General features: G+C 51.9%; 20 protein-coding genes and 1 pseudogene. 11 read left to right on the forward strand and 10 right to left on the reverse strand.

The window, feature by feature from the left end:
- Nucleotides 1–1135 precede the first annotated feature (1135 nt).
- Entirely contained in the window at nt 1136–4042 is a 2907-nt protein-coding gene (gene ileS / locus EV12_RS06355; protein WP_036913876.1) for an isoleucine--tRNA ligase, read from the forward strand.
- A 37-nt stretch (nt 4043–4079) separates the two neighbouring features.
- Nucleotides 4080–4208 (forward strand): hypothetical protein, encoded by a 129-nt coding sequence (locus tag EV12_RS14815; protein WP_255327644.1) that lies wholly within the window; start codon nt 4080–4082, stop codon nt 4206–4208.
- A gap of 89 nt (nt 4209–4297) precedes the next feature.
- Here the strand turns inward: EV12_RS14815 and EV12_RS06360 are convergent, their stop codons facing one another.
- Both EV12_RS06360 and EV12_RS06365 read right to left on the reverse strand, forming a co-directional pair.
- The gene (locus tag EV12_RS06360) at nt 4298–4519 is read right to left on the reverse strand and encodes a hypothetical protein (protein WP_036913507.1); all 222 of its coding nucleotides are present in this window, start codon (nt 4517–4519) and stop codon (nt 4298–4300) included.
- Nucleotides 4520–4656: 137 nt separating this feature from the next.
- Nucleotides 4657–5268 (reverse strand): DUF3177 family protein, encoded by a 612-nt coding sequence (locus EV12_RS06365; RefSeq protein ID WP_036913879.1) that lies wholly within the window; start codon nt 5266–5268, stop codon nt 4657–4659.
- Between the two features lie 70 nt (nt 5269–5338).
- Between EV12_RS06365 and EV12_RS06370 the strand changes: the two genes are divergently transcribed.
- Genes EV12_RS06370 through EV12_RS06385 form a run of 4 tightly spaced genes read left to right on the forward strand, consistent with a single transcriptional unit; the run spans nt 5339 to nt 9613 of the window.
- A complete protein-coding gene (locus tag EV12_RS06370; RefSeq protein ID WP_036913510.1) occupies nt 5339–6622 on the forward strand; it encodes an FIST signal transduction protein in 1284 nt (427 codons plus the stop codon).
- Between the two features lie 2 nt (nt 6623–6624).
- Nucleotides 6625–7335 carry a tRNA (guanosine(46)-N7)-methyltransferase TrmB gene (gene trmB, locus EV12_RS06375; RefSeq protein WP_036913514.1) on the forward strand — a complete coding sequence of 237 codons (711 nt, stop codon included), beginning with the start codon at nt 6625–6627 and terminating at the stop codon, nt 7333–7335.
- Nucleotides 7335–8654, forward strand: coding sequence for an IctB family putative bicarbonate transporter (locus EV12_RS06380; RefSeq protein ID WP_036913517.1), 1320 nt, complete (start codon nt 7335–7337; stop codon nt 8652–8654). The genes trmB and EV12_RS06380 overlap by 1 nt, the downstream gene beginning before the upstream one ends.
- Entirely contained in the window at nt 8651–9613 is a 963-nt protein-coding gene (locus EV12_RS06385) for an N-acetylglucosamine kinase (protein ID WP_036913520.1), read from the forward strand. Before EV12_RS06380 ends, EV12_RS06385 begins: the two co-directional genes overlap by 4 nt.
- Here EV12_RS06385 and glmM read toward each other — a convergent pair.
- Both glmM and EV12_RS14155 read right to left on the reverse strand, forming a co-directional pair.
- Entirely contained in the window at nt 9600–11000 is a 1401-nt protein-coding gene (gene glmM / locus EV12_RS06390; RefSeq protein ID WP_036913523.1) for a phosphoglucosamine mutase, read from the reverse strand. The two genes, EV12_RS06385 and glmM, sit on opposite strands and share 14 nt — an antisense overlap.
- 158 nt (nt 11001–11158) lie before the next feature.
- On the reverse strand, nt 11159–11302 hold the full coding sequence (locus tag EV12_RS14155; RefSeq protein ID WP_193742169.1) for a hypothetical protein: 144 nt from the start codon (nt 11300–11302) through the stop codon (nt 11159–11161).
- Between the two features lie 32 nt (nt 11303–11334).
- Here EV12_RS14155 and EV12_RS06395 point away from each other — a divergent pair, with 32 nt between their 5' ends.
- Nucleotides 11335–13368 (forward strand): lytic transglycosylase domain-containing protein, encoded by a 2034-nt coding sequence (locus EV12_RS06395; RefSeq protein WP_036913525.1) that lies wholly within the window; start codon nt 11335–11337, stop codon nt 13366–13368.
- Here the strand turns inward: EV12_RS06395 and EV12_RS06400 are convergent.
- Nucleotides 13333–13827: a hypothetical protein gene (locus EV12_RS06400; protein WP_081939906.1), complete on the reverse strand. Its 495-nt coding sequence runs from the start codon at nt 13825–13827 to the stop codon at nt 13333–13335. The two genes, EV12_RS06395 and EV12_RS06400, sit on opposite strands and share 36 nt — an antisense overlap.
- A 116-nt stretch (nt 13828–13943) precedes the next feature.
- On the opposite strand from EV12_RS06400, the gene EV12_RS06405 reads away from it, so the two are divergent.
- Complete coding sequence (locus EV12_RS06405; protein WP_036913529.1) at nt 13944–14510, forward strand: thioredoxin family protein; 567 nt, start codon at nt 13944–13946, stop codon at nt 14508–14510.
- Between the two features lie 305 nt (nt 14511–14815).
- Here EV12_RS06405 and EV12_RS14940 read toward each other — a convergent pair whose 3' ends face one another.
- Nucleotides 14816–15169, reverse strand: coding sequence for a putative 2OG-Fe(II) oxygenase (locus EV12_RS14940; protein ID WP_036913531.1), 354 nt, complete (start codon nt 15167–15169; stop codon nt 14816–14818).
- A gap of 546 nt (nt 15170–15715) precedes the next feature.
- On the opposite strand from EV12_RS14940, the gene EV12_RS06415 reads away from it, so the two are divergent.
- Complete coding sequence (locus EV12_RS06415) at nt 15716–15994, forward strand: PqqD family protein (RefSeq protein WP_036913533.1); 279 nt, start codon at nt 15716–15718, stop codon at nt 15992–15994.
- A 234-nt stretch (nt 15995–16228) separates the two neighbouring features.
- On the opposite strand, the gene EV12_RS06420 is transcribed toward EV12_RS06415, so the two are convergent.
- The 4 genes from EV12_RS06420 to EV12_RS06435 all read right to left on the reverse strand — a co-directional run bounded on the left by EV12_RS06420 (nt 16229) and on the right by EV12_RS06435 (nt 19669).
- Nucleotides 16229–16771 carry a hypothetical protein gene (locus tag EV12_RS06420; RefSeq protein ID WP_036913534.1) on the reverse strand — a complete coding sequence of 181 codons (543 nt, stop codon included), beginning with the start codon at nt 16769–16771 and terminating at the stop codon, nt 16229–16231.
- Nucleotides 16764–17648, reverse strand: coding sequence for a sulfotransferase domain-containing protein (locus tag EV12_RS06425; protein WP_036913536.1), 885 nt, complete (start codon nt 17646–17648; stop codon nt 16764–16766). Before EV12_RS06425 ends, EV12_RS06420 begins: the two co-directional genes overlap by 8 nt.
- Nucleotides 17648–18676 (reverse strand): hypothetical protein, encoded by a 1029-nt coding sequence (locus tag EV12_RS06430; protein ID WP_036913542.1) that lies wholly within the window; start codon nt 18674–18676, stop codon nt 17648–17650. Before EV12_RS06430 ends, EV12_RS06425 begins: the two co-directional genes overlap by 1 nt.
- Nucleotides 18677–18931: 255 nt before the next feature.
- Nucleotides 18932–19669 carry a hypothetical protein gene (locus tag EV12_RS06435; protein ID WP_036913545.1) on the reverse strand — a complete coding sequence of 246 codons (738 nt, stop codon included), beginning with the start codon at nt 19667–19669 and terminating at the stop codon, nt 18932–18934.
- Between the two features lie 378 nt (nt 19670–20047).
- Between EV12_RS06435 and EV12_RS14160 the strand changes: the two genes are divergently transcribed.
- Nucleotides 20048–20206 (forward strand): hypothetical protein, encoded by a 159-nt coding sequence (locus EV12_RS14160; protein ID WP_193742170.1) that lies wholly within the window; start codon nt 20048–20050, stop codon nt 20204–20206.
- 724 nt (nt 20207–20930) lie between these two features.
- Nucleotides 20931–21383 (forward strand): annotated as a pseudogene (locus EV12_RS06440) (carbamoyl-phosphate synthase); the annotation flags it as partial.
- Nucleotides 21384–21451: the final 68 nt, after the last annotated feature.

A 21451-nucleotide genomic window follows, 5' to 3' on the forward strand; every position in this document is an offset into this window, starting at 1 on the left:
CAGCAGCGACCGCTGGCAGGGGACCCCAATGCTGGCAGTGATCTGTGGCGCACTACTCGTGAGCAGGCTCGGGGTGGAAGTCGCCCAAAACCGCTGGCAACAACTCAGTGCGGATGATCAGCAAGGGCTGATTTCTCGGGAGCGATGGACCACCAGCCTCAAGCAACTAGGAGCCTCTATCGCAAACCTGGGCAGCACCCTCAAGGGATTGATGGAACGGGTGCGGCCAAAAGCAAATGCAAGCAATAAGAAATGGGTGAGTCCTGAACCAACCGCCGACCAAGACTCAGCTTTGTCCAACGAGATCACATCAGCGGAGGGATCTGAACCCAGCCCTGAATCAGGGGAAAGCCCTGAGCCTCTTACCACTGATAGCTTCAAACAACTGTTGGCCTCACTGGCAAGCATCGGTGACAGGCTCAACGGGTTGATCGAACGGGTGCAGCCAAAACCAAACGCAAGCAATAAGAAATGGGTGCGGCCTGAACCAAACGCAGTCCAAAACTCAGCACCAGCTATTGAGCAACAGCCATCTACAAACCAACCTTCATCAGCAAATCAACAAGCCGCCAACATTCCCCCAGCGGTGTCAACCGAGGCGACACCAGCCGATCAAGCAAAAACCAACTCTGAACTTAAAGAAAGTTCTACGGCTCAAGCCAATACCAGCCTCAAGACATCGTTAGCCCCCAAGCAGACCGCTGAGCATCAATCAGAAGATCAGCAACCCGCTGAGAGCAAACAAACTGTTGACGTTGGCAGAACTGACTCCCCTAAAGACTCAACACACCCTGAAGCAAAGGTTCAAGAACGCCAAGAGCAGAAAACAAGCCAGCAGCAGACTTCAAAGCCACAGCAAACTTTTGACCAACAGCCAACTGAAACTCAACAGCCAACTGAAACTCAACAGCCATCTCAAACTCAACAGCCATCTCAAGCTCAACAGCCATCTCAAGCTCAACAGCCATCTCAAGCCCAACAGCCCAAAGACATCCCCCAAGAGGCTCCCACCAAGGCCCCAACAGATAGCGAACCAGAAACAACTTCAGACACTGAAGACATTCAAGAGACTCCAGCGGTAAAAACTGAATCGAAACAGCCTTCCATTGATAATCTCTCCTGCTGCAGTGACACCGTGACCCAGGAAAAACACCCGGATGGTGTTGCACGAACCTCCTACAAGGACACTCTCAACCTCTTGCAAACCAGCTTTGGCATGCGCGCCAATGCAAGCCAACGAGAACCAGAGTTACAAGAGTTCTGGAAGCAACAAGGCATTGATTTACAGCTTGGCCTGAACAATCAGGGCCAAAACTTCACCCTTCATGACGGGCCGCCCTACGCCAATGGAGCCCTGCATATGGGCCATGCCCTCAACAAGGTGCTGAAAGACATCATCAACAAGCATCAAATCCTGCGTGGCCGTCAAGTGCGTTTCGTGCCCGGTTGGGACTGCCACGGCCTTCCGATCGAACTGAAGGTGTTGCAGAACCTCAATCAAGAGCAGCGCGAAGCACTCACACCACTGAAATTGCGCAAGAAAGCCGCAGCCTTTGCACGCAAGCAAGTGGACAGCCAAATGGCAGGCTTCCGCCGCTGGGGCGTCTGGGCCGACTGGGAGCATCCCTACCTAACGCTCCAGAAGGAATACGAAGCCGCCCAAATCCAAGTATTTGGCACGATGTTTCAAAAGGGATACATCTATCGGGGACTCAAGCCGGTGCACTGGAGTCCCAGCTCCCGTACAGCCCTTGCTGAAGCGGAGTTGGAATATCCAGACGGTCACACCAGTCCAAGTGTCTACGCTGCTTTTCCAGCAGCGAAACTGCCCGAGAGCTTGCGCACATCTCTTAGCAATCAGGGCCTGGAGCTACCGAATAACGGCCTCGAACTCGGCCAGGCTCTTCAAATTGCAATCTGGACCACCACCCCCTGGACTCTTCCCGCCAACCTTGCGGTTTCGGTCAACGAGAAACTCGACTACTCCTTTGCAGTTGACAACCAAGGTCGACTACTACTAGTGGCCGCTGAATTGTTGCCATCGTTACGCGACACCCTCGCGCTGGAACTCACAGCTCGCGCCACTGTCAAGGGAGCCCTTCTTGCAGGTCTTATCTACAAACACCCACTACTGGATCGAGACAGTCCGATCGTGATCGGTGGTGAATACATCACCACCGAATCGGGAACTGGTCTTGTGCACACGGCCCCAGGCCATGGTGTCGACGACTTCAATACAGGCCAAAAGAACGACCTGGGCATGCTCTGCCCAGTAGACGAAAGCGGAACAATGACAAGTGAGGCGGGTCCATTCGCTGGTCTCAACGTGCTCAAAGACGCCAACCCCACCATCATTGCGGCACTTGAGGAAAGAGGTGCTCTGCTGAAGCACGAACCCTATGCCCACCGCTACCCCTATGACTGGCGAACAAAGAAACCCACCATTTTTCGCGCCACAGAGCAATGGTTTGCCTCTGTCGAAGGCTTCCGCAATGAAGCATTGACAGCCATCAACAGCGTGGAGTGGCTACCAGCCTCGGGCCGCAATCGCATTGAAGCGATGGTGCGAGAACGGGGCGACTGGTGTATTTCCAGGCAGCGCACTTGGGGCGTACCGATTCCAGTGTTCTACGAGCGAGAAGGCAATGAGGTGCTGTTGAACGACGAGACCCTTGCTCATATCAAGGCCCTGATCACAGAACATGGTGCCGACGTGTGGTGGGAACGCAACGAAGTCGAGCTATTGCCACCGGCCTATGCCGCAGAAGCTGAACGATGGCGCAAAGGAACCGACACGATGGACGTATGGTTTGACTCGGGGTCAAGTTGGGCGGCTGTTGCCAGTCAACAAGATGGCCTCACCTACCCTGCCGAGCTGTACCTAGAAGGCTCTGACCAACACAGGGGCTGGTTTCAGTCTTCTTTGCTGACCTCCGTAGCCATCAACAGCCAAGCTCCCTATCGGCAGGTGCTCACCCATGGCTTCGCCCTCGATGAGAAGGGGCGAAAAATGAGCAAATCGCTAGGAAATGTCGTCGATCCAGCGGTGATTATCGACGGTGGCAAAAACCAGAAACAAGAACCTCCCTACGGCGCCGACGTTCTGCGCCTATGGGTGAGCTCTGTGGATTACTCCGCCGATGTTCCGATCGGAGCCAGCATTCTGCGTCAACTCGCAGATGTGTATCGCAAGGTGCGTAACACGTCCCGCTATCTGCTCGGAAACCTGCACGACTTCGATCCCGAGCGCGATGCGATTCCCGTGCCAGAGCTACCCCTACTCGATCGCTGGATGCTGCAACGCACAGCTGAGGTCATGGATGAGATCTCAACGGCCTTTGATCGCTACGAGTTCTATCGCTTCTTCCAGTTACTCCAGAGCTACTGCGTGGTCGACCTATCGAACTTCTACCTCGATATTGCCAAGGACCGGCTCTATGTGAGCTCACCATCCGAGCGTCGCCGACGCAGCTGTCAAACGGTGATGGCTCTCATCATTGAGCGTCTAGCTGGCGCCATTTCCCCGGTGCTATGTCATATGGCCGAAGACATCTGGCAGAACCTGCCCTACTCAGTAGCTGAAGACTCTGTCTTTCGTAGGGGATGGCCCACGGTCCCAGAGACCTGGCGAGACCCCTCAATGATGGCGCCAATGCACCAGCTACGTGAACTGCGCAGCGCCGTGAACCGCGTTCTAGAAGACTGCCGAAGTCAACAGGAGCTGGGTGCGGCACTTGAAGCAGCTGTCCGATTGGAAGCACACAGCGAAGCGCTCCAGGAAGCACTCGACTGGCTCAGGCAACAAGGAGATCCCGATGTGGATGGATTGCGCGACTGGTTGCTGGTGTCTCACTTACAACTAGGTGGTGAACCATGGGCAGAAGTACTAGCAAGTCAGGACAACACCTTGGCGACGATCGAGGTTGCCAGGGCTCGCGGTAGCAAATGCGAACGTTGTTGGCACTACGAAACTGATGTCGGCCAGCACACGACACATCCCACACTTTGCGGTCGCTGCGTGGGCGTGCTCGAACATCAATAAAAGTGCTCTCCACGACATCTCACCATCCATCACAACCATGCCACCACCAATGTCATCAGCACTGAGCCTCTGCGTCACTAGCGATATCCAGAGGCTTATCCAAGTCAATGCGGTGATGACATCAGCTCATCAGCAGCACAGTCGCATCCAGAGCAGCAGTCATTGAACATTCTGCTTGAAAAGCAAAACTCAAAGCATCGAAAGGGAGCCGAATAATCATTCAATCGAGCAATGGATTCAATGATCAAGCCTCCATCAAAAAGCTCCAGTGGCAGAATCCGGCAATGGGAGAGGGTCAACGTCAGGCAAACCAGATAGAAAAGATGTCTCTTCTTTGCTGGCCTGCTCTAAAAGGCCTGCATTCGAATTTGTATTAGCTTCTGCGGAAGGTGACGCACAGATAACCGCAGCAATACAAATTGCAGTAATAAGCGTAAAGAACTTGTCGGTAATCAGCTCGGCTTTGTCGAATGTCATTGTCCTGATTTGATTGTGAGGACAACCTGTCCTCGATGCACATAGCTTCTCCGCAAGTTCTCTGTGTTGTGTTGACGCGCCGCAAGACCTGAGGTGATTTTGCTCACAGCTCCTCTATCGCATCAAAGGCAATAGGGTCAGAATTCACCAGCAACCCGACCCTGACGGGGAAGTCGCACCAGAAGCCACTGCAGCAAGCCCACGACATAAGCCACCAAGGCCACATAACCAATAAATGCGGCGACCGCTTCGGTCCACTGTCCACCGAAAACGAAATCGAACAGTCGCTCCGCAACCCGATGCAACCCCTGCGGAGCCTCAAACCAGACGCGACAATTAGCTCCTGCAACGTCCTTCATGCAAGCAAGACTGGTTGACGCCATAGCCGCCGCGATTAGACCGAATCCGCTCAGAGCCCAGCGCCAAATACGCACCGTTAATGGCAGAGGCCGCCAGGGGGGTAAATCGGCAAGCTCCTCATTAAGGTCCACCCAAAACCAAACTGAAGCCACCATCAACAAGGGGGCCAAGAAGGTCGTCAGATAACCAATAGGCCTTTGATCGGTCAGCAACAGCACGCTGATGGCTAACAAACTGGCAATCTTCCAATAGATGGTCAGTAAACGCACCATCGAAGCCTCCCGACGCACCGAAGCCCAGATCAACAAAACAAATGGCAGGCCCAGCGCAAACATCGCCGCAAGGCGGTAGGTAAGCCAGACCAGAGTGCGATAGGGGAGTTCAGGCACTTGGGAGGTTCGTGAAGGCGTCATTATCAATGCTGGCCTGAGTTCCGTCAGTGTTGTTAGGGTCCAATTCATGGAGCCCTTCTCTCCGCTCAATTGGTTCAGACGCCGCTCATCCCAGGCGAGCTGCCGAACGGCATTGTCCAGCCAACCTTCCCTTGAGGCTGCGGTCAACGAGGTGGCAGCAGCCCTGGCGGGGGGCACCTCGGCCGATCTAGCACTCGTCTTTGCCTCCACCCACTACGCCAGCGATCTACCGCGATTGCTGCCTTTATTGCAGCGTCGACTGAAAGCAACGCACTGGTTGGGGTGTGCTGGTGGAGGCGTGATTGGCACCACAGCCAAAGGGAATGCCTCAGAACTCGAAAAAGAACCTGCTCTCAGCATCACCATGCTGCAGCTGCCAGGAGCCATTCTCAAGCCCTTCTGCCTTGAAACCCAGTCATTACCAGACCTAGATGGACCAGCTCAGCACTGGCAAGAATGGGTTGGCTCTGATCCTTTCAATACCCGCAGCATGCTGCTGCTTGTGGATCCCAGCTCATCCTCAATCAATGATCTCATTAGCGGCCTGGATTACGCCTACCCAACCACCACCAAACTCGGTGGCATTGCCGGCCCTCATAATGCCCCTCATGGCTCCCTGTTCTTTGACGACCGCGTCGTCATGGGCGCCGTTGGCTGCAGCTTTGGGGGCGACTGGAATCTGGAAGTCGTTGTCGCACAGGGTTGCAAACCGATTGGGCCTGTGTTCGCGATTGAACAGGTGCAAAAAAATATTCTTTTGGAACTCAGTCACGAAAACCAGCGAGACAGTCCGATGGCCTGCCTACAGCGAGTGCTAGATGATCTCTCAGAAGAAGAACGAGAGATGGTTCGGCATTCACTTTTTTTGGGAATAGAACGACGCGATCTGGTGTTAGCAGGAACCGGAGCCCCTCAGCCTCAAGGAGCTTTTTTGGTGAGGAACCTGATCGGAGTAGATCCCAAGAATGGTGCCGTTGCCGTCGCCGAGCAAATAAGAGCTGGCCAGAACGTTCAATTTCAGCTGCGGGAAGCTGAGGCCTCACGGCAGGAATCTGAGCAACTGCTCGGTGCCGCAAGAGAGCGCAATACCAGCCCCCCTCTATTCGGCCTATTAATGGCTTGCCTCGGGCGAGGACATGGCCTCTACGGCGTACCCAATGGTGATGTACACATCGCACGCAAACTGATGGCAGAACTACCTATAGCTGGGGTGTTCTGCAACGGTGAAATCGGCCCTGCCGGAGGCGCTACCCACATTCACGGTTACACGGCTTGCTGGGGTCTGCTTAGGCATGACCCCTCTGCCTCGGAACCAACCCAATCGTTCTAAGTGTGCGCCAGCACGTCAATCCCCTCAGCCGTTTCTTCCAACTTCCCAGGCCGCTGCCAAGCCCGGAAGAAATGTTTAAGCAATCCAGCCGCCCTCTCCATCTCGACATCGGTTGTGCTCGAGGTGGCTTCCTGTTAGGCCTGGCTCCACTTCAACCAGAGTGGAATCATGTGGGTGTTGAGATTCGCCACCCGCTTGTACTTTCAGCGGAAAGGGATCGACAAGAAAGCAAACTCGACAACCTCCGCTTCTTGTTCTGCAACGTCAATGTGAGCCTTGAGCAATGGCTTGATGCCCTACCTAGAGATCAGCTGCAATGGGTGTCCATCCAGTTCCCAGACCCCTGGTTTAAACGTCGTCATCAGAAGCGCAGGGTGCTGCAACCCTCCCTGTTAATCGCCTTAGCAACAGCCCTGCAACCAGGCCGTGAACTCTTTATCCAGAGTGATGTGCTGTCTGTTATCGAACCGATGGTGATGCTGATTGAACAAAGCAACTGTTTCGAGCGTCCTAGAGATGATTCCCAAGCCTGGCAAAGGACCAACCCACTGCCCGTGCCGACGGAGCGAGAACGTTACGTGCTCGATCAAGGCCTGCAGGTTTACCGCAGGCTCTACCAACGCAACGACCAACAAGCTCCTGAGCTGTCCAGCCTCGAAGCTTTATGGCAACAGGTCGATAATTCCAGTGAAGAAGAACATACCGACGGCTGATGCCTAAGACTGCGGCCCCACAGCCCCTGCTACTGCGCTGGCAGGGACGCATTCCCTCCTCTGAGGCGATGCAAATGCGCCTGCAGTGGATTGCGGGGTTGCTGTTGATGATGCTCCTAGCAACCCTGCCCATGCTGACTCGAACCGGGCTTGGACTAACAATCCTCGCGGCCGGAGCGTTATGGATCATCTGGGGCTGCGTGACACCAGCTGGTCGAATTGGAAGCATCAGTAGCTGGTTACTTGTGTTTCTCGCTATTGCATTGCTCGCCACAGGATTCTCACCCGTTCCATTGGCAGCTGCCAAAGGATTGATCAAACTAATCAGCTACCTGGGGGTGTACGCACTCATGCGACAGCTACTAGCCACCAGGAGCGACTGGTGGGATCGCCTGGTGGCTGCCCTACTAACCGGCGAACTGATCTCTTCTGTGATCGCAATCAGGCAGCTCTATGCCCCCGCTGAGGAAATGGCCCACTGGGCAGATCCCAATTCAGTGGCTGCAGGGACAGTGCGAATTTATGGTCCGCTTGGTAATCCCAACCTGCTAGCCGGCTATCTCATACCCATCCTGCCGCTGGCCTTAGTAGCCCTACTCAGATGGCAAGGCTTGGGGGCAAAGCTTTACGCGATGGTCGCTCTAGGGCTTGGCATCACAGCAACCCTATTCAGCTTCAGCCGTGGTGGATGGCTAGGCATGCTTTCCGCTCTAGCTGTGATTTTGGTGCTGCTGCTGTTGCGCAGTACCAGCCACTGGCCTCTCGTCTGGCGTCGTCTGCTGCCCCTAATCGTGATTGTTTTGGGCACAGCCATGCTGGTGATAGCCGCAACCCAGATTGAGCCCATCCGCACCCGAATCACAAGCTTGATCGCAGGGCGAAATGACAGCTCTAACAACTTCCGCATCAACGTTTGGCTATCGAGCCTTGAAATGATTCAGGCACGCCCGTGGCTGGGGATTGGCCCTGGCAACGCTGCATTTAACAGTATCTATCCGCTCTTTCAACAGCCCAAATTCAACGCCCTAAGTGCCTACTCTGTTCCCCTGGAAATCCTTGTCGAGACCGGACTACCTGGCCTCATTGCAAGTCTCGCTCTAGTAATCACCAGCATGCGCAAGGGCCTCGCTGGCCTCACCTCAAACAATCCGCTGGCCCTCCCCGCTCTAGCAAGCCTGGCCGCCATTGCTGGGCTTGCGGTGCATGGCATCACAGATACCATTTTTTTTCGACCTGAGGTTCAACTCGTGGGCTGGTTCTGCCTCGCCACACTGGCCCAAACACAGCCAGAACAAAAGCAACTCCAACAGACAGCGTGAACGGCCTTTTGCTTGCAGGCTTTGATGCAGGCCAAACCCAAACCCGATGCCGCCTAAGCCGCTGGCATCAAAATCAGTGGTTGCCGATTGCAGAGGGCATCGGCAGCGGCGTTATTCACCTGCAGGCCTCTGACGGTGAAGAACGCTTTGAGAAAGCACTGCGAAGCAGCTTCAGCAAGGCTGTCGGCAATGCTGGATTGAGCTCTGAAAAAGCTCTGATCGCTGCAGCGGCCGTCGGAGCAAGCGGAATAGAACATGACACCCCACTGCAAGAGCAAGCGCAGCAATTGCTCGCGCGTTGTCTAAACATCCAATCAAACCAATGCCTAGCAACTGGGGATGAACGCACAGCCCTGCATGGGGCCTTCCCCCAAGACGCAGGCATTGTGCTGATCAGTGGCACCGGCATGATCTGCATCGGGCGAAACGATCAAGGGAAAGAACAACGCTGTGGTGGCTGGGGTTGGCTACTTGATGAGGGTGGCTCAGCTCAAAACCTCGGACAAAAGGGGCTACAGCTCAGCCTGCGCATGGCCGATGGCCGCATCCCCGATCGACCTCTGCGCGAAAAACTCTGGCGCGCTCTCAATTGCTCATCGGCAGCAGCTATCAAAGCCCTTGTTGTGCAGCCCAGTTTCGGTGCTGCCGGGTTTGCTCAACTCGCGCCACTCGTCGTTGCAGAAGCTCAGGTAGGCGATCAGGATGCCATTGCGATCCTTGAACAATCAGCCCACTGCATCGCCGAAGCGATCGCAGGCGTTGCCCAAAGCCTTGAGCTATCGGCTCCCAAGATCTGTGGCAACGGCGGAGCCTTTGAACATCTACAACCCTTTCGCGAGCTGATCGAGCAAGCCATTGCCAAGCGATTGCCTACTGCAAGCTGGATCAAAGGCCAGGGGGATGCCCTGGATGGTGCTCTGCAGCTTGCACTCCGCCAACTCAAACTCAACCCCGATTGAGGTGTTGCTCGGCAAGGTCGGCCAACTGTGCTGTCCAGAACTCCACAGCAGCAGAATCCGCCGCTTCAATCATCACCCTTAACAACGGCTCCGTTCCACTCGCCCTTACCAAGACTCTGCCGTCTTCACCCATGGCTGCTTCTGCCGCCAAGACCGCCTCCTGCAGAGGCTCACAATGCTGCCAACCCATACGTCGTTCCAAATCAGGAACGCGCACATTGACCAACTTTTGTGGGAACGCCTGGAAACTCTGATCCAACCACTCAGCAAGACTCAGCCCCCTGCCATGACAGAGGGTGGCAAGCTGCAAAGCAGTGAGCACACCATCACCACAAAGGCCATGAGCTGCTGAAAGGATATGGCCAGACTGTTCACCACCTAAAGCCGCATTGCTCTCCACCATGGCGGCATAGACATGCTGATCACCTACCGGCGTGCGTTCAAGAATCCCACCTCTTTGCTGCCAAGCCCTCTCAAATCCGAGATTCGACATCACCGTGGCCACAAGCCTTTGTTGAGGTAAAGCCTGCTGATCCTGAAGGTCTGATCCCCAGAGGTAGAGCACATGGTCACCATCGACGACGCGACCCTCTCCATCCAAAGCCAGCATCCGATCAGCATCCCCATCAAAGGCAAAGCCCATGATCGCGCCGCGCTCAATCACAGCTCGACGCAACGGATCGAGCTGGGTAGAACCACAACCGACATTGATGCGTCTTCCATCCGGTTCACCATGCAACACAGTGAGATCAGCCCCAAGGGCCGCAAACACCTCAGCACCACAGGCTGTTGCCGCTCCCCAGCAGAGATCAAGCACAATTGGCACTCCATCCAGGCGTTGATGCAGCACTGAGGCAAGCAGGGCATCGCGATAGTGGCTAAGAAGCTCGTCGCGCTGATAAGCAGGGCCGCAACTCGTGATCGTTGGTCGACCTTTGTCACCAATGGCCTCGCCGCGAAGGCCCGCTTCGATGAGAGCCTGCTTTGCTGGGCTGAGTTTGGCACCATCGGCCCCAAACACCTTGATGCCATTGTCTTCAGGTGGGTTATGACTTGCTGAAACCATCAAACCGCCTGCAGCGCCAAGCTTGCGAATTAATCCAGGCACAGCTGGAGTGGGACATAGGCCCAAGGTCCACACTTCCCGACCTGCAGCGGTTAAACCAGCCGTCAATGCCGAAGCCACCATGGCCCCACTGCTGCGGGAATCCATCCCAATCAACACCGGGCCTTGTTCAGGCAACACCTGACCACACCAGTAGCCCACCTGCAAAATGAACGCAGGCGTCAGCAACGTTCCGACCCGACCGCGAATGCCATCTGTGCCGAAGCTGGCCTGGGCCGTCCCGAGGGGAACACCTAAGGGGTCAAGAGCAGCAAAGACCATCAGGCCTCAAAAGTGGACTGAAGGTTAAAGGGCATGAGCCTGAGACTCAATCGAGAGGGGACATGATCGAAGACAGTCTCAACGCCAAAAGGATGGGGGGCCGAGAGCAAAGTGACGAGCTCAGGCACACTTCAAACCACAACCAAAGCCACAATCCATCAAGGCCGCAACTGCATTGGCCAAAGCCAGCGCAATCCCCCAACGAATAATGTCGCTTCCGCAACGGGTGCACACTCAGAGCGCTGAGCCTGAGCAAACCGAATAAATCCTTGCGAAGACTGGATCACACATCTGGACTTCATCGCCACAGAATGCCAACAGTTTCTGCTCTGGCGTGATCGCGAACCCCTTTCGCGGATTCCCTCTACTCGGAGGTACAGCCCTACTCAGCTTGGCGGCAAGCTTCGCTGGGCAAGCCCTTTTAAAACCACAGCTGAAGCGACTTACTCCCAGAATGTCGCAAACCGAGCTCTGGCAGGCCTATCGCTGGTCAATCGATCCCCAGCAACGCCGAGATGCCTCATTGCTGCTCGTGAGCAAGACAAAAGGATCAACCCTGAGGCATCAGAGGTTGTTGGCCGGCCAAGGCTGGGGGAACAGCCCATTAGCAGCCGTTGCCCTCAAACTGCAAGCCCAAACAGCCGAGCGTCTTGGGGAAAAATCAAAGGCCAATCATCTTTGGGAAAGCCTGCTGAAACGTTTTCCAAACACGACGACGGCGGCTGATGCGTATTACAGCCTCGGGCGCCATAACCCTGAACTGCGACAGCAACTACTCCAGCAACATCCCGCTCATCCAGCAGCACTAGCCAGCGCCATTGAATTGGATGCCAGCAACAGTCGCCATCAAAGAGCCATTCACCTCACGCGTTGGGGGGTCTTCTGGCCTGGTGCCGCAGAAGTCCTACGCAGCGCCTGCAGCCCTCCGGCAAGGAACGGACATTCAAACCAAGAACGACAAGAACTGGCCCTTGGTCTGGCACAACTAGGCGACGGCAGAACAGCCCTGAGCTGCCTAAAAGAACAACCCCCTGATCCTGCAACAGCCCTAGCCATTGGCCAGACACTGCTACGAGGCAATAAGGAGGAACAACTCGAGGGCGAATCTCTGCTCTTGAAGCTGGCTCAAGACCATCCAGAGGCTGCTGAAAGCCTTAAAGCGGTGAGTCTCCTCAGTGAACCTCTTAATCCGAAGGCGACTCTGCTGGAGTCCTTGCCGCCTGCCCTTGCTGATCGTTCCCCCAGCGTGGCGGCAGCCCGCGTACGCCTCGAAAATGGGATCCAAGCGGACGATGTGTTTCAACGCTGGCCTGATAGTCCTGCTAGCTGGCAACTGCAATGGGATCTGAGCCGAGAAGCTCTGCTGAAAGAGGAATGGAACAAGGCCCAATCGATTCTCAAAAGCATCCCAACCCAAAAATTGCCGGAGCCTCTCGCCGCTAGGCAACAGTTCTGGATCGGATTCACTGCCTCCAAGCAGGGCAGCAATCGAGAGGCTACCCAGATCTGGGAAAAGCTCCTCCGATCCCATCCCAATGGTTACTACACCTGGCGCGCCCAGGCACGCCTTGGTCGAGCTGATCTTCCTGCACTGCAAGGGCAACCCGTATCAATTTCGAACCCTGAGCTCCCATCCTGGAGCCCACTAGTCAGTGGAGAAAAGCTTGTAGACGAACTCTGGCGACTTGGTCTCGCAATGGAGGCCTGGGAAACGTGGCGGACTCTGAGGGTTGAAGCCGATCGCGCACAACATGATCCGAACACCAGGATGGTGGAAGGGCGGCTCAGGATGGCCGTCGGCGATGACTGGATGGGGCTAAGTCAGCTCTGGCGAACAAGCCTGCGACTCGTAGGAGAGGACTGCCAAACACGCCAACTGCTCCATCACAGCCAACATCCATATCGCTTTTGGCCTGAGATCAAGAAAGCGAGTCACCGCAGTGACGTCCGAGCTGAACTATTGCTGGCCATAGCAAAGCAAGAATCACGCTTCTCGCCAGGCGTGGAGTCTCCAGTAGGCGCAATAGGGCTGATGCAACTGATGCCGGAAACAGCGGCAGAACTCAGCGATAGCCCTCTGAACAAGCAAGTGCTGGCAACGCCTGAAACCAATATTGACCTTGGGGCGCGTTACCTAGCAATGCTGCTGAAGCATTGGCAAGGCAATCCATGGCTGACAGTGGGCAGTTACAACGCCGGGCCCGCTGCAGTAGCCGACTGGCTAACCCCAGAACTGGCTGCGGACCCTGAGCTCTGGGTGGAACGAATCCCTTACCCAGAGACACGCCTGTATACAAAAAAGGTTCTCGGCAACCTCTGGAGCTATTTAGGCCTATCCACCAAAAAGCTCTGCGAGACTGGGATGTAAAGGCGTAGAGATCTGCTGGCCTATCCATATCCCGCCAAGCAAAATCAACCCCAGAGCAATCGCCATCACAACCGGTGGTGGAACCACACGAATGCGAGTGAGATCCAAGCGCGCAAGCAATACCGCAGAAGCAAGGATGAGAACATCCGCAAGCAGGCTCAGGTGCAGTAGGTACAGGCCAGCGGTGATCACCAACAACAAAACCACCACCAAACTGATTGCACGACTGGCAGCCATTAACAAGGAGACCTGACGCAAGATCAGATCCGGCATCGTGCAAATCACGACCAACACCATCGCCTGAAGGACCTCAACAATCCAGAAGAGCTCAACATCAAGGCCGAGGCTGTCTATCTGCTCAGACTGAAGCAGCGACCAATGGTTGCCCATAACGACCGCCACCCCAAAGAGCAACAGCAACGAGGGGGCACGAAAGGGCAAAACGAGGAGACGCAGCATCAGCATCAACCTCAACGAATGGTGAAAAGACGCTTCACTTCTGAACAGTTAGCCCATTGAAGCGAGCAACAACAACAAAACAGACCTGCCAAAGTGCATCGAGAATCTTGCCCATCATGACCGGAAGTTCCCCCTCTTCCACTCTCGGCCAAGGCCAAAGGTTGTTACTGCTATTCACAGCATTGGGCTTAGCAGTCGTTCTTTTCCTGCTGCGGGGCGGCCTCAATGCTGAGGCTCCGCTCGAACAACTGGCACGACGCTCTCTCGACCCAGATGTCGCACTCAACAATGGTCGACCGACCGTGATCGAATTTTATGCCGATTGGTGTCAAGCCTGTCGTGAAATGGCCCCAGCCATGCTCACAACAGAACGTGAAAGCGAAAACCAGCTCGACGTTGTGCTGGTGAACGTCGACAACCCCCGCTGGCAAGACCTTGTCGATCGCTACGACGTCAACGGCATTCCCCAGCTGAACTTCTTCGATAACAAAGGCAAACTGCAGGGTCTCTCACTGGGGGCACGCACTCAAGAACAACTACAGCAATTAACTGACGCTCTGATTCAAAACCAACCCCTACCCAAGTTCGCCGGTGTAGGCGCAATAAGCACCCTGAACGCATCACAAGAAAGAATAGAGAAGCAAAACGATTTAGAGACCATTGGGCCAATGAGCCATGGCTAATACAAAAGTAGTTGATAAGCAAATATCGATAACATGATGAGCCATTGTATGAGCACTTGAGCCATCAGCTAATATAACTATATCGCCTAAATAGATCAAGCAGAATATCAATATTCTCCGCCAACTAAGACTCTAATCGCATAAGGCTAGAACAAGATATCGCAAGCAGACTATCGACCATAACGATAAAATAAATCAAGCTACAGTGAAGTATTCAAAGTACTTTCTTATTCTTCCTCAGTAGTTTTATGGCAAGTAAACTCTCTCCAATAGGCTGGATGAATGACCACTGCTTCCGAACTGCCCTACCCCAGTTTCTCACTAGCGGCAATACTAATGTCATAAGAGATACTCCACCTTGCCAGCTTTCCTTCGTATACAGTCACTGAATGCGGCAAACCAGCAGGAAAGATCACTAAGTCAAACGGCTGAGGTGATATTTTAGTAATCAATGCAGGGAATTCAATCGACTCAGAATCGATTTTAGGTATATTAGGAAGACTAGGCCTATCGACATGAAAGATTAGGTTGCCACCCGCATCATTAAAACATCTCAAGTAAAATACAGCAGCCAATACAGCATTAACATGCGCATGTCTCTTTATCGAACGGTCTTTTCTCGTTATAACAGGCCAAGACTTTTGATGAAACAAAGCCATTTGGCTGATATTATATCCTTGGTCTTGAAGATATCTAATTGAAAGCTTTTCAACTTCAATTATAAGTCAGTTAAATTGTTCTAGCTTATGCAAATGAGCCATGCCTCCATTTTGATCCCAAAACTATTTATTAGACTTATCGCTCCTATCTTGAAGATTTTGCATAAAGCCATTCATCTTCTTCAGCTCTGATTCAGGTGGCGAAAGAAGAGCCTTAGCGATACTAAACCCAGGGACTGATAAGTATTCGAACTGAGGATCAATCATGGCTTACTAAAATGATGATCAATGATTTAAAACTTAAAAGCATTAGGCAAGGCGTAGAAGTATTGCTCATATCGATAAATCCTTAATCAATAGCCTTGATCACAACTAGGGTTAGACTAGATCATTCGGCTGGCATGACTGCAATTGTCAATAATTTAGTACATGTTGTGCTCCTATGCAAAACAGCACAGCCACAAGCAGTCATACATAGCGCATTACATCTACAGTATAATTTTGATTCTACGATAAGGCTATTGCCTCTTCAAGCTGATGACAGGAATGAATAGCACCCCTGAATCATGCACTTACAAGCGCAATCCTAAAGCTATTTTCACTGATCTTGATGGCGAGACAGCTTTATTTCAGTCCGAAACCTGTGACTACCTTATCCTTAACTCGACAGGTTCTGAAATCTGGCAACTACTTAAATCACCATTAACAGCAAATGAGATTTGCGATAAATTAACAGATGCCTATGAGGTTGATCCTGCAAATTGTAGAAGTGAAGTTGATGCTTTCTTAAGCATCGCCATCGAGAAAGAAGTTATTCAATCCTGACATCATTCAATTTACATTATCAAGGATTATTGAGTTGGCAGCCTTCATCTAAGCCATTGCAAGCGTGACATCTTACGATCACAAAACCGATACTAGTGCTTTGCCCCCTATTCAGGAAGCACAAAGTGCCGCACATTCACATCTATACAATCAATCGCGATGCCAGTAAATCTTATCTCCTGACAGTTTATAGTTATGTACATCTCTCAAAATGCATACAGCTTAGTATTGGGCTTACAATACATAGGTCGTTTTCAAAGGCAGGCACCAAACCTCAAAACCGTCATCATCTATACCCAACATTCGGAATCCTAACTTTATAAAGTATTTACGAATGAAAGAATTCTTCAATCTGGGGTTTATATTTTTGCTGATCAGATAACTGCAACGATGATCACGATCAACTGAAGCAGCAAGAAAGTTATCCACAAAATTCTGGCACATACGATTCGCCAGCCTTGCAGAACGGCAGCTCTTAACTATATACATTCGATAAATATAAGCATGGCTGCCTAGGTTCTTTGATCCGTCTAACCGTCGCAATAATACGAAAGCAATACCTACTATTAATCCTGACGCATCTCTAGCAATTACGGCAGGCTGACGACGTGGAGCACCCCTTTTTTTTTCACCAGTCTTTGAACTTTTATCTACAATGCCCCCCCCCCTTATCTCCTGTTGAATTGAAGCCTGATGCTTTTGCCAAAAAGTCGATAACTCTTCAAATAGTTGTGCACTGGCTCTGCCAAATACAAACTCAACCTCACAATCAGCCATCCTGTGGCCCTCTGTAATCAAAACGTTTCATCACCACATCTAAGCTACTGGCAAGTTTTTGACGTTGTTCAAAGCTTAGCTTTTCTGCGCCTTCACCCGTTCTTCCTGAGCGAAAAAAACGCTCACATCCTTCCGGTTTTTCCGAAAAACCTCCTACTTGATCCTCTAGCTTTTTGAGCCGATCAATCGACGTATTTTCCAAGGCCTGGTTCACCAACTCCGGCTGATTAGGCAAGTCAAGAAACTTAGCCAACTCCAAAAAAGTCTCAGAGCCTTTGGCCAGCATATCTTCATAGCGCATTACCAACACGGGAATCTGCTGTTGATCCACCCACGAAATCACATGCTGCCCCCAACGCCCCATGTACTGTCGAACTTGATGGCCGCCATGTCGATCCGTCATCACTAACCCAGCCATCGGATCAAGCAGAAACTCTACGCATCTGGCCAGATCCCATGAGAAGAAATGGCTTAAGGAAACGGCCACATCCTCAGGGTGGCGCATGATATAAACAACACCTTTGCAACCTGATGTACTCACCACAGGCCTGCCCATCGAGTCTGGGGAGCGGAAGGCATCATGCACCTTATGAAAGCGCTCGCCTTCGGCAAACAACCAAGCCTTTTCACCCGCTCTCCCCCGAAGAGGATCCAGCTCAGCAAAACTAAGGTCGCAAGTATTGATGCCCAACTGGTCATCTAGCCAATGACGGGAAGACGCAATCGAGCCGGTTTCAACATCTTGATTGAGATTGAGCTCCCCCTCTGCATCCTCTTCCGAAAGACGCAGCAACTCAGTAATGAATACCCGGCACCATGTATTTCCTGATTTCGGATACGACGCCAGATACCAATAACCGTTGTCTTGATCAGTCATCACTCCTCCTCTGGGGATTCTGCCTGGCTCTGCTTAGGTGCCAGTGAAACTGGATCTTCAAGGCTCTTATCCTTCAGCACTTTCTTCATCAGCTTCACACCATCCGGAAGTGCTAGACGATGCACTTCCACGCGCTTGACTAACGCTGCAGCTTGAATGAACAACTGCTGTTCCTTGCCCATACCACGATAAAAGCGGGGCTGAAAAGCCTGGTTACGCAGCTGCAGCAAGGCAACTTGCTGCCTGATTACTTGCCAGGCACAGATCGCATCAGGATCATCGGCACCCTCTTCCTTGTCTTTGACCTCTTCCTTGTTCTTGTCTTTTTGTTCTCGACGGTTGAGTCCGTAGATCACCGCCAACGGCATTGGCTCAGAAACCACAGACAGGTCCGGAGGCAAGATTGCGTAACGCTTCAATGCCTTACGTACCAAAGGTAACTGCTGCCAATCGAGCATCAACTCCTCTGCCGCGTCATACCACAACTTGAGCTGCTGCATTCCTGGCAAGACCATCCCCTGCTCATCAATCACAGTGAGCTCACTACTCAACAATTGCCATCCCTGCTGGTGCAAACACCATGCCAAAGTCGATTTGCCAGAAGCCGGAGAACCCAACAACAGCAAAGCCTTTCCATCCTTAACCAAAGCTGTGCCATTTAGCACCAAAAAGCCACGCTGAATCAGTAAGGCACCAAGGGCACTGCTAACAAGAAAAGTACGCAAATCTCGATCACTAACGCTGTCATCCCATCTCTGCCAACTAATAAATCGACCTTCATGGGCACGAAACCAACCAATCCCCTCCAGTTCTAATCTCCAATCTGCCGGAATCATTTGCAAGCTAGGTGTACTGTGATCACTTGCGTTAATGGCAGGCCAGTCTTTCCTACTTGAGGCAGCGATGATGACCTGATCAGGACCCGCCTCAGCCTTCACTTCTGTACGCAACTCAGGCAGTTGAATATCACTAGATATCTGCAAGCCAAAAGCTGTGTAGAGATTTTTGTGGTAATTAGATTCACTCATTACCAGCCACGCATAAAGGCATGGTGTCCTTTCTCATTAAAGCTAGCATCCAATCGATGATACGTTTTTCTAGCACTAAGCGAGCAGATCAAGCTCGATCGCGGGGAAGCCTTTTGGGCTTGTAAATACTAATAGAGAAATACCATTTGCTGATACTCGATTCAATATAAGTTATTCGTTACTACATCACTAGCGATCAATTTCTCATTTCTAAGCAATACCTCTATCACCTCAACTAATCTTACATAGACTATATTAGTGATGGTAAAGGCTGAGAGCCCTCAGCAGCAGAACAGTCATCAGGCTTAGTCCGCTGAGAAACCACCACAGGCGCGTGGACGAAGGAGAGGGAATCTCTTCGCGGAACACCGAGATCAACAACCCGCCGCCAAGGAAGGCTGTTGCGATGGCAAGAGTGAGATCTGTGATCGGAGGAAGTAGAGCCGCATGAGCGAAGCCCAAGACAACGGCAGCTGTTCCCAACCAACGAAATCGACGACGGTAGACCAGCGGATGATGCCGAGCCATCGTTCGATCCGCCAACAGCACGTGTGCTGAAATTGCCACCGTGAACAGAAGACCATATAGACGGCCTGTGGTGATCAGTGCGGGCAGGGTGTAGGCATACAAGTAGTTAATCAAGGCAAAGGCAAGTCCGTGGACCAAAGCAACCATTGAGTTATTTTTTTTGCTCTGCCAGGAGATCACATCCATGCTGAAAAAGAAGGTCACTCCTATAAGTGCAACTAAAAACAAAAATGCCTCGATAACCGGCGTCGTCGCGAAAGTCTTGATACCTTGAGCTTCGGAAAGTGCCTTGCCACCAATGGCCAGCTCCGGCAGGAGATGCAGGAAGACATAGGCAACACCTGCCCCTCCTCCTAGAGATGCCCAGCATTGTTGTTCACTTTCCGGTCGCGCTGCGACAACACCTGCCAACCAATGGCATCCAGCGATGGCACTTACGCAAAAGCAAGCAATAATCCAAGACATAGACGCCAAAATAAATGGATAACCTTGACAAAGATCCTTACTTGCAATCCTTTACTTGTCCACAAATTAGCAATAAAATTAACTGGAAATTGTGAGTTCATGCACGATAAGCATTTGTTACTTTGCTTGCATGAAGGCAGACAATCAGATGCCTACAATTAATGTAATATAATAGCAGCAAAAGTGTGATTCAATAAAACTTATAGCCACTATATAGTAATCTGTTTAAGCCAAATATCCCAAACCCTAGGCAATCACTGTTTGCTCTGAGCGGTCAAGTACTCTGATGATTTTTACTATCAACCATGCGAGTATGCGTGGCGATGCATTACAACCCAAACATCAAACCACAATTCCTTCATAGATAAGCAACTAATCATGCAGCATTCCGTTCGCCCCTCCTTAACGCCTACTGGCACTGCTGCTCTTGCATTAGCTCAACCTCCGATGCAGCCTGTTTCTGCTCGAGGAGACGGCAGTGCAATGCTCAGCGAGACTGCAAAGGCAAGCCCCAAAGCTTGTAACACAGATGATTAATCCCGAGCATTCTAAATCCAAGGCGAGAAAAATATATTCGCATCGAAGACCTTCTCAAGCCAGGGTTAGCATTCTCCGCTAATAAATAACGAGCACAGGGGTCACGAGAATCCAAAGCGGCTTTAAATCCCATCAGGGAAGTGCGATAAAGGAGATCGCACAACTTTAAAAATTGGTACGGACCTCATCAGGGTGACGCAGTATATAAAAAATCCCTCGACAACCTTCTGTACTCACAACAGGCCTGCCCCTGGAGTCTGGTGAGCGAAATGCATCATGCACCTTGTGAAAGCGTTCCCTTCTGCAAAGAGCCAATCTTTTAAACTAGCTCGCCCTCTTGATAGATCTAACTCAGCAAAACTTAGATCGCATGAATTGATGCCCAATTGATCATCTAACCAATGCCTTCCGATACGATTCCACCTGTATCTAATCTATGAAGATTAAGCTTCTTCTCTTACAGCTTGCCTGAAGGCCGGAGCAACTCAGTAATAAATAGCCTCTACACTAGGTATTTCCTGATTTCGGATCAGAGGCGAGATCCCAATAGCTGTGATCATTTGTCACCATCATTTTTCTGCTTAGATACAGCCTTACGCATAGATTCCTATGCCACTTAACTCATGAGCAAGCTTAAAAGATCAATTACTGCAGTTCACATGGCCTGATAGCTGCAACCAAAAACATGCCAGATAATGAGTGCCCTTTTGAGCGTTCAATCCAAGTGCAGAGTTCCCTTCGTCTCTCCTTATCGCTTACTTATGTTGCTGCTCTTGCTCTAACTAACTCTCCCATCCAACCAGTAGCTGCTCAAGAGAAAGAAGGCAGTGCAGATGATCTCGGCGTGAAAGAGATCAACCTTAAAGATGCTGTGCAGTTCAACTGGGTTTTTCAAGGTGCCTTGCAAGGAGCAGGCACACCGAATCAAGCAGGGATTGGTGCCTTTCTGCCGATTGCTGTTGGTGAGAACAGCGCCTTCTTCATTAATGCTTTAGCCAATGCCAACTTCTCTGACTACGACGGCACCAGCAGCAGCATCAATACATAAGTCGCCGGTACCACCATCTCCACCTCAACCCGCTTTGGTTATCGCTGGCTGAATGGTGATCGCTCTTGGATGTTCGGGGTGAATGCTGGCTATGACAGCCGGCCAATTAATAACTGCAACCAACAAACCTATTGAGCCGATAAAAATTTGCGGGAAGTGGCCGAGATTCTAATACTGTATAGAATGATCCTAATGGG

The sequence above is a fragment of the Prochlorococcus sp. MIT 0701 genome (assembly GCF_000760295.1).
Classification (GTDB): Bacteria; Cyanobacteriota; Cyanobacteriia; order PCC-6307; family Cyanobiaceae; genus Prochlorococcus.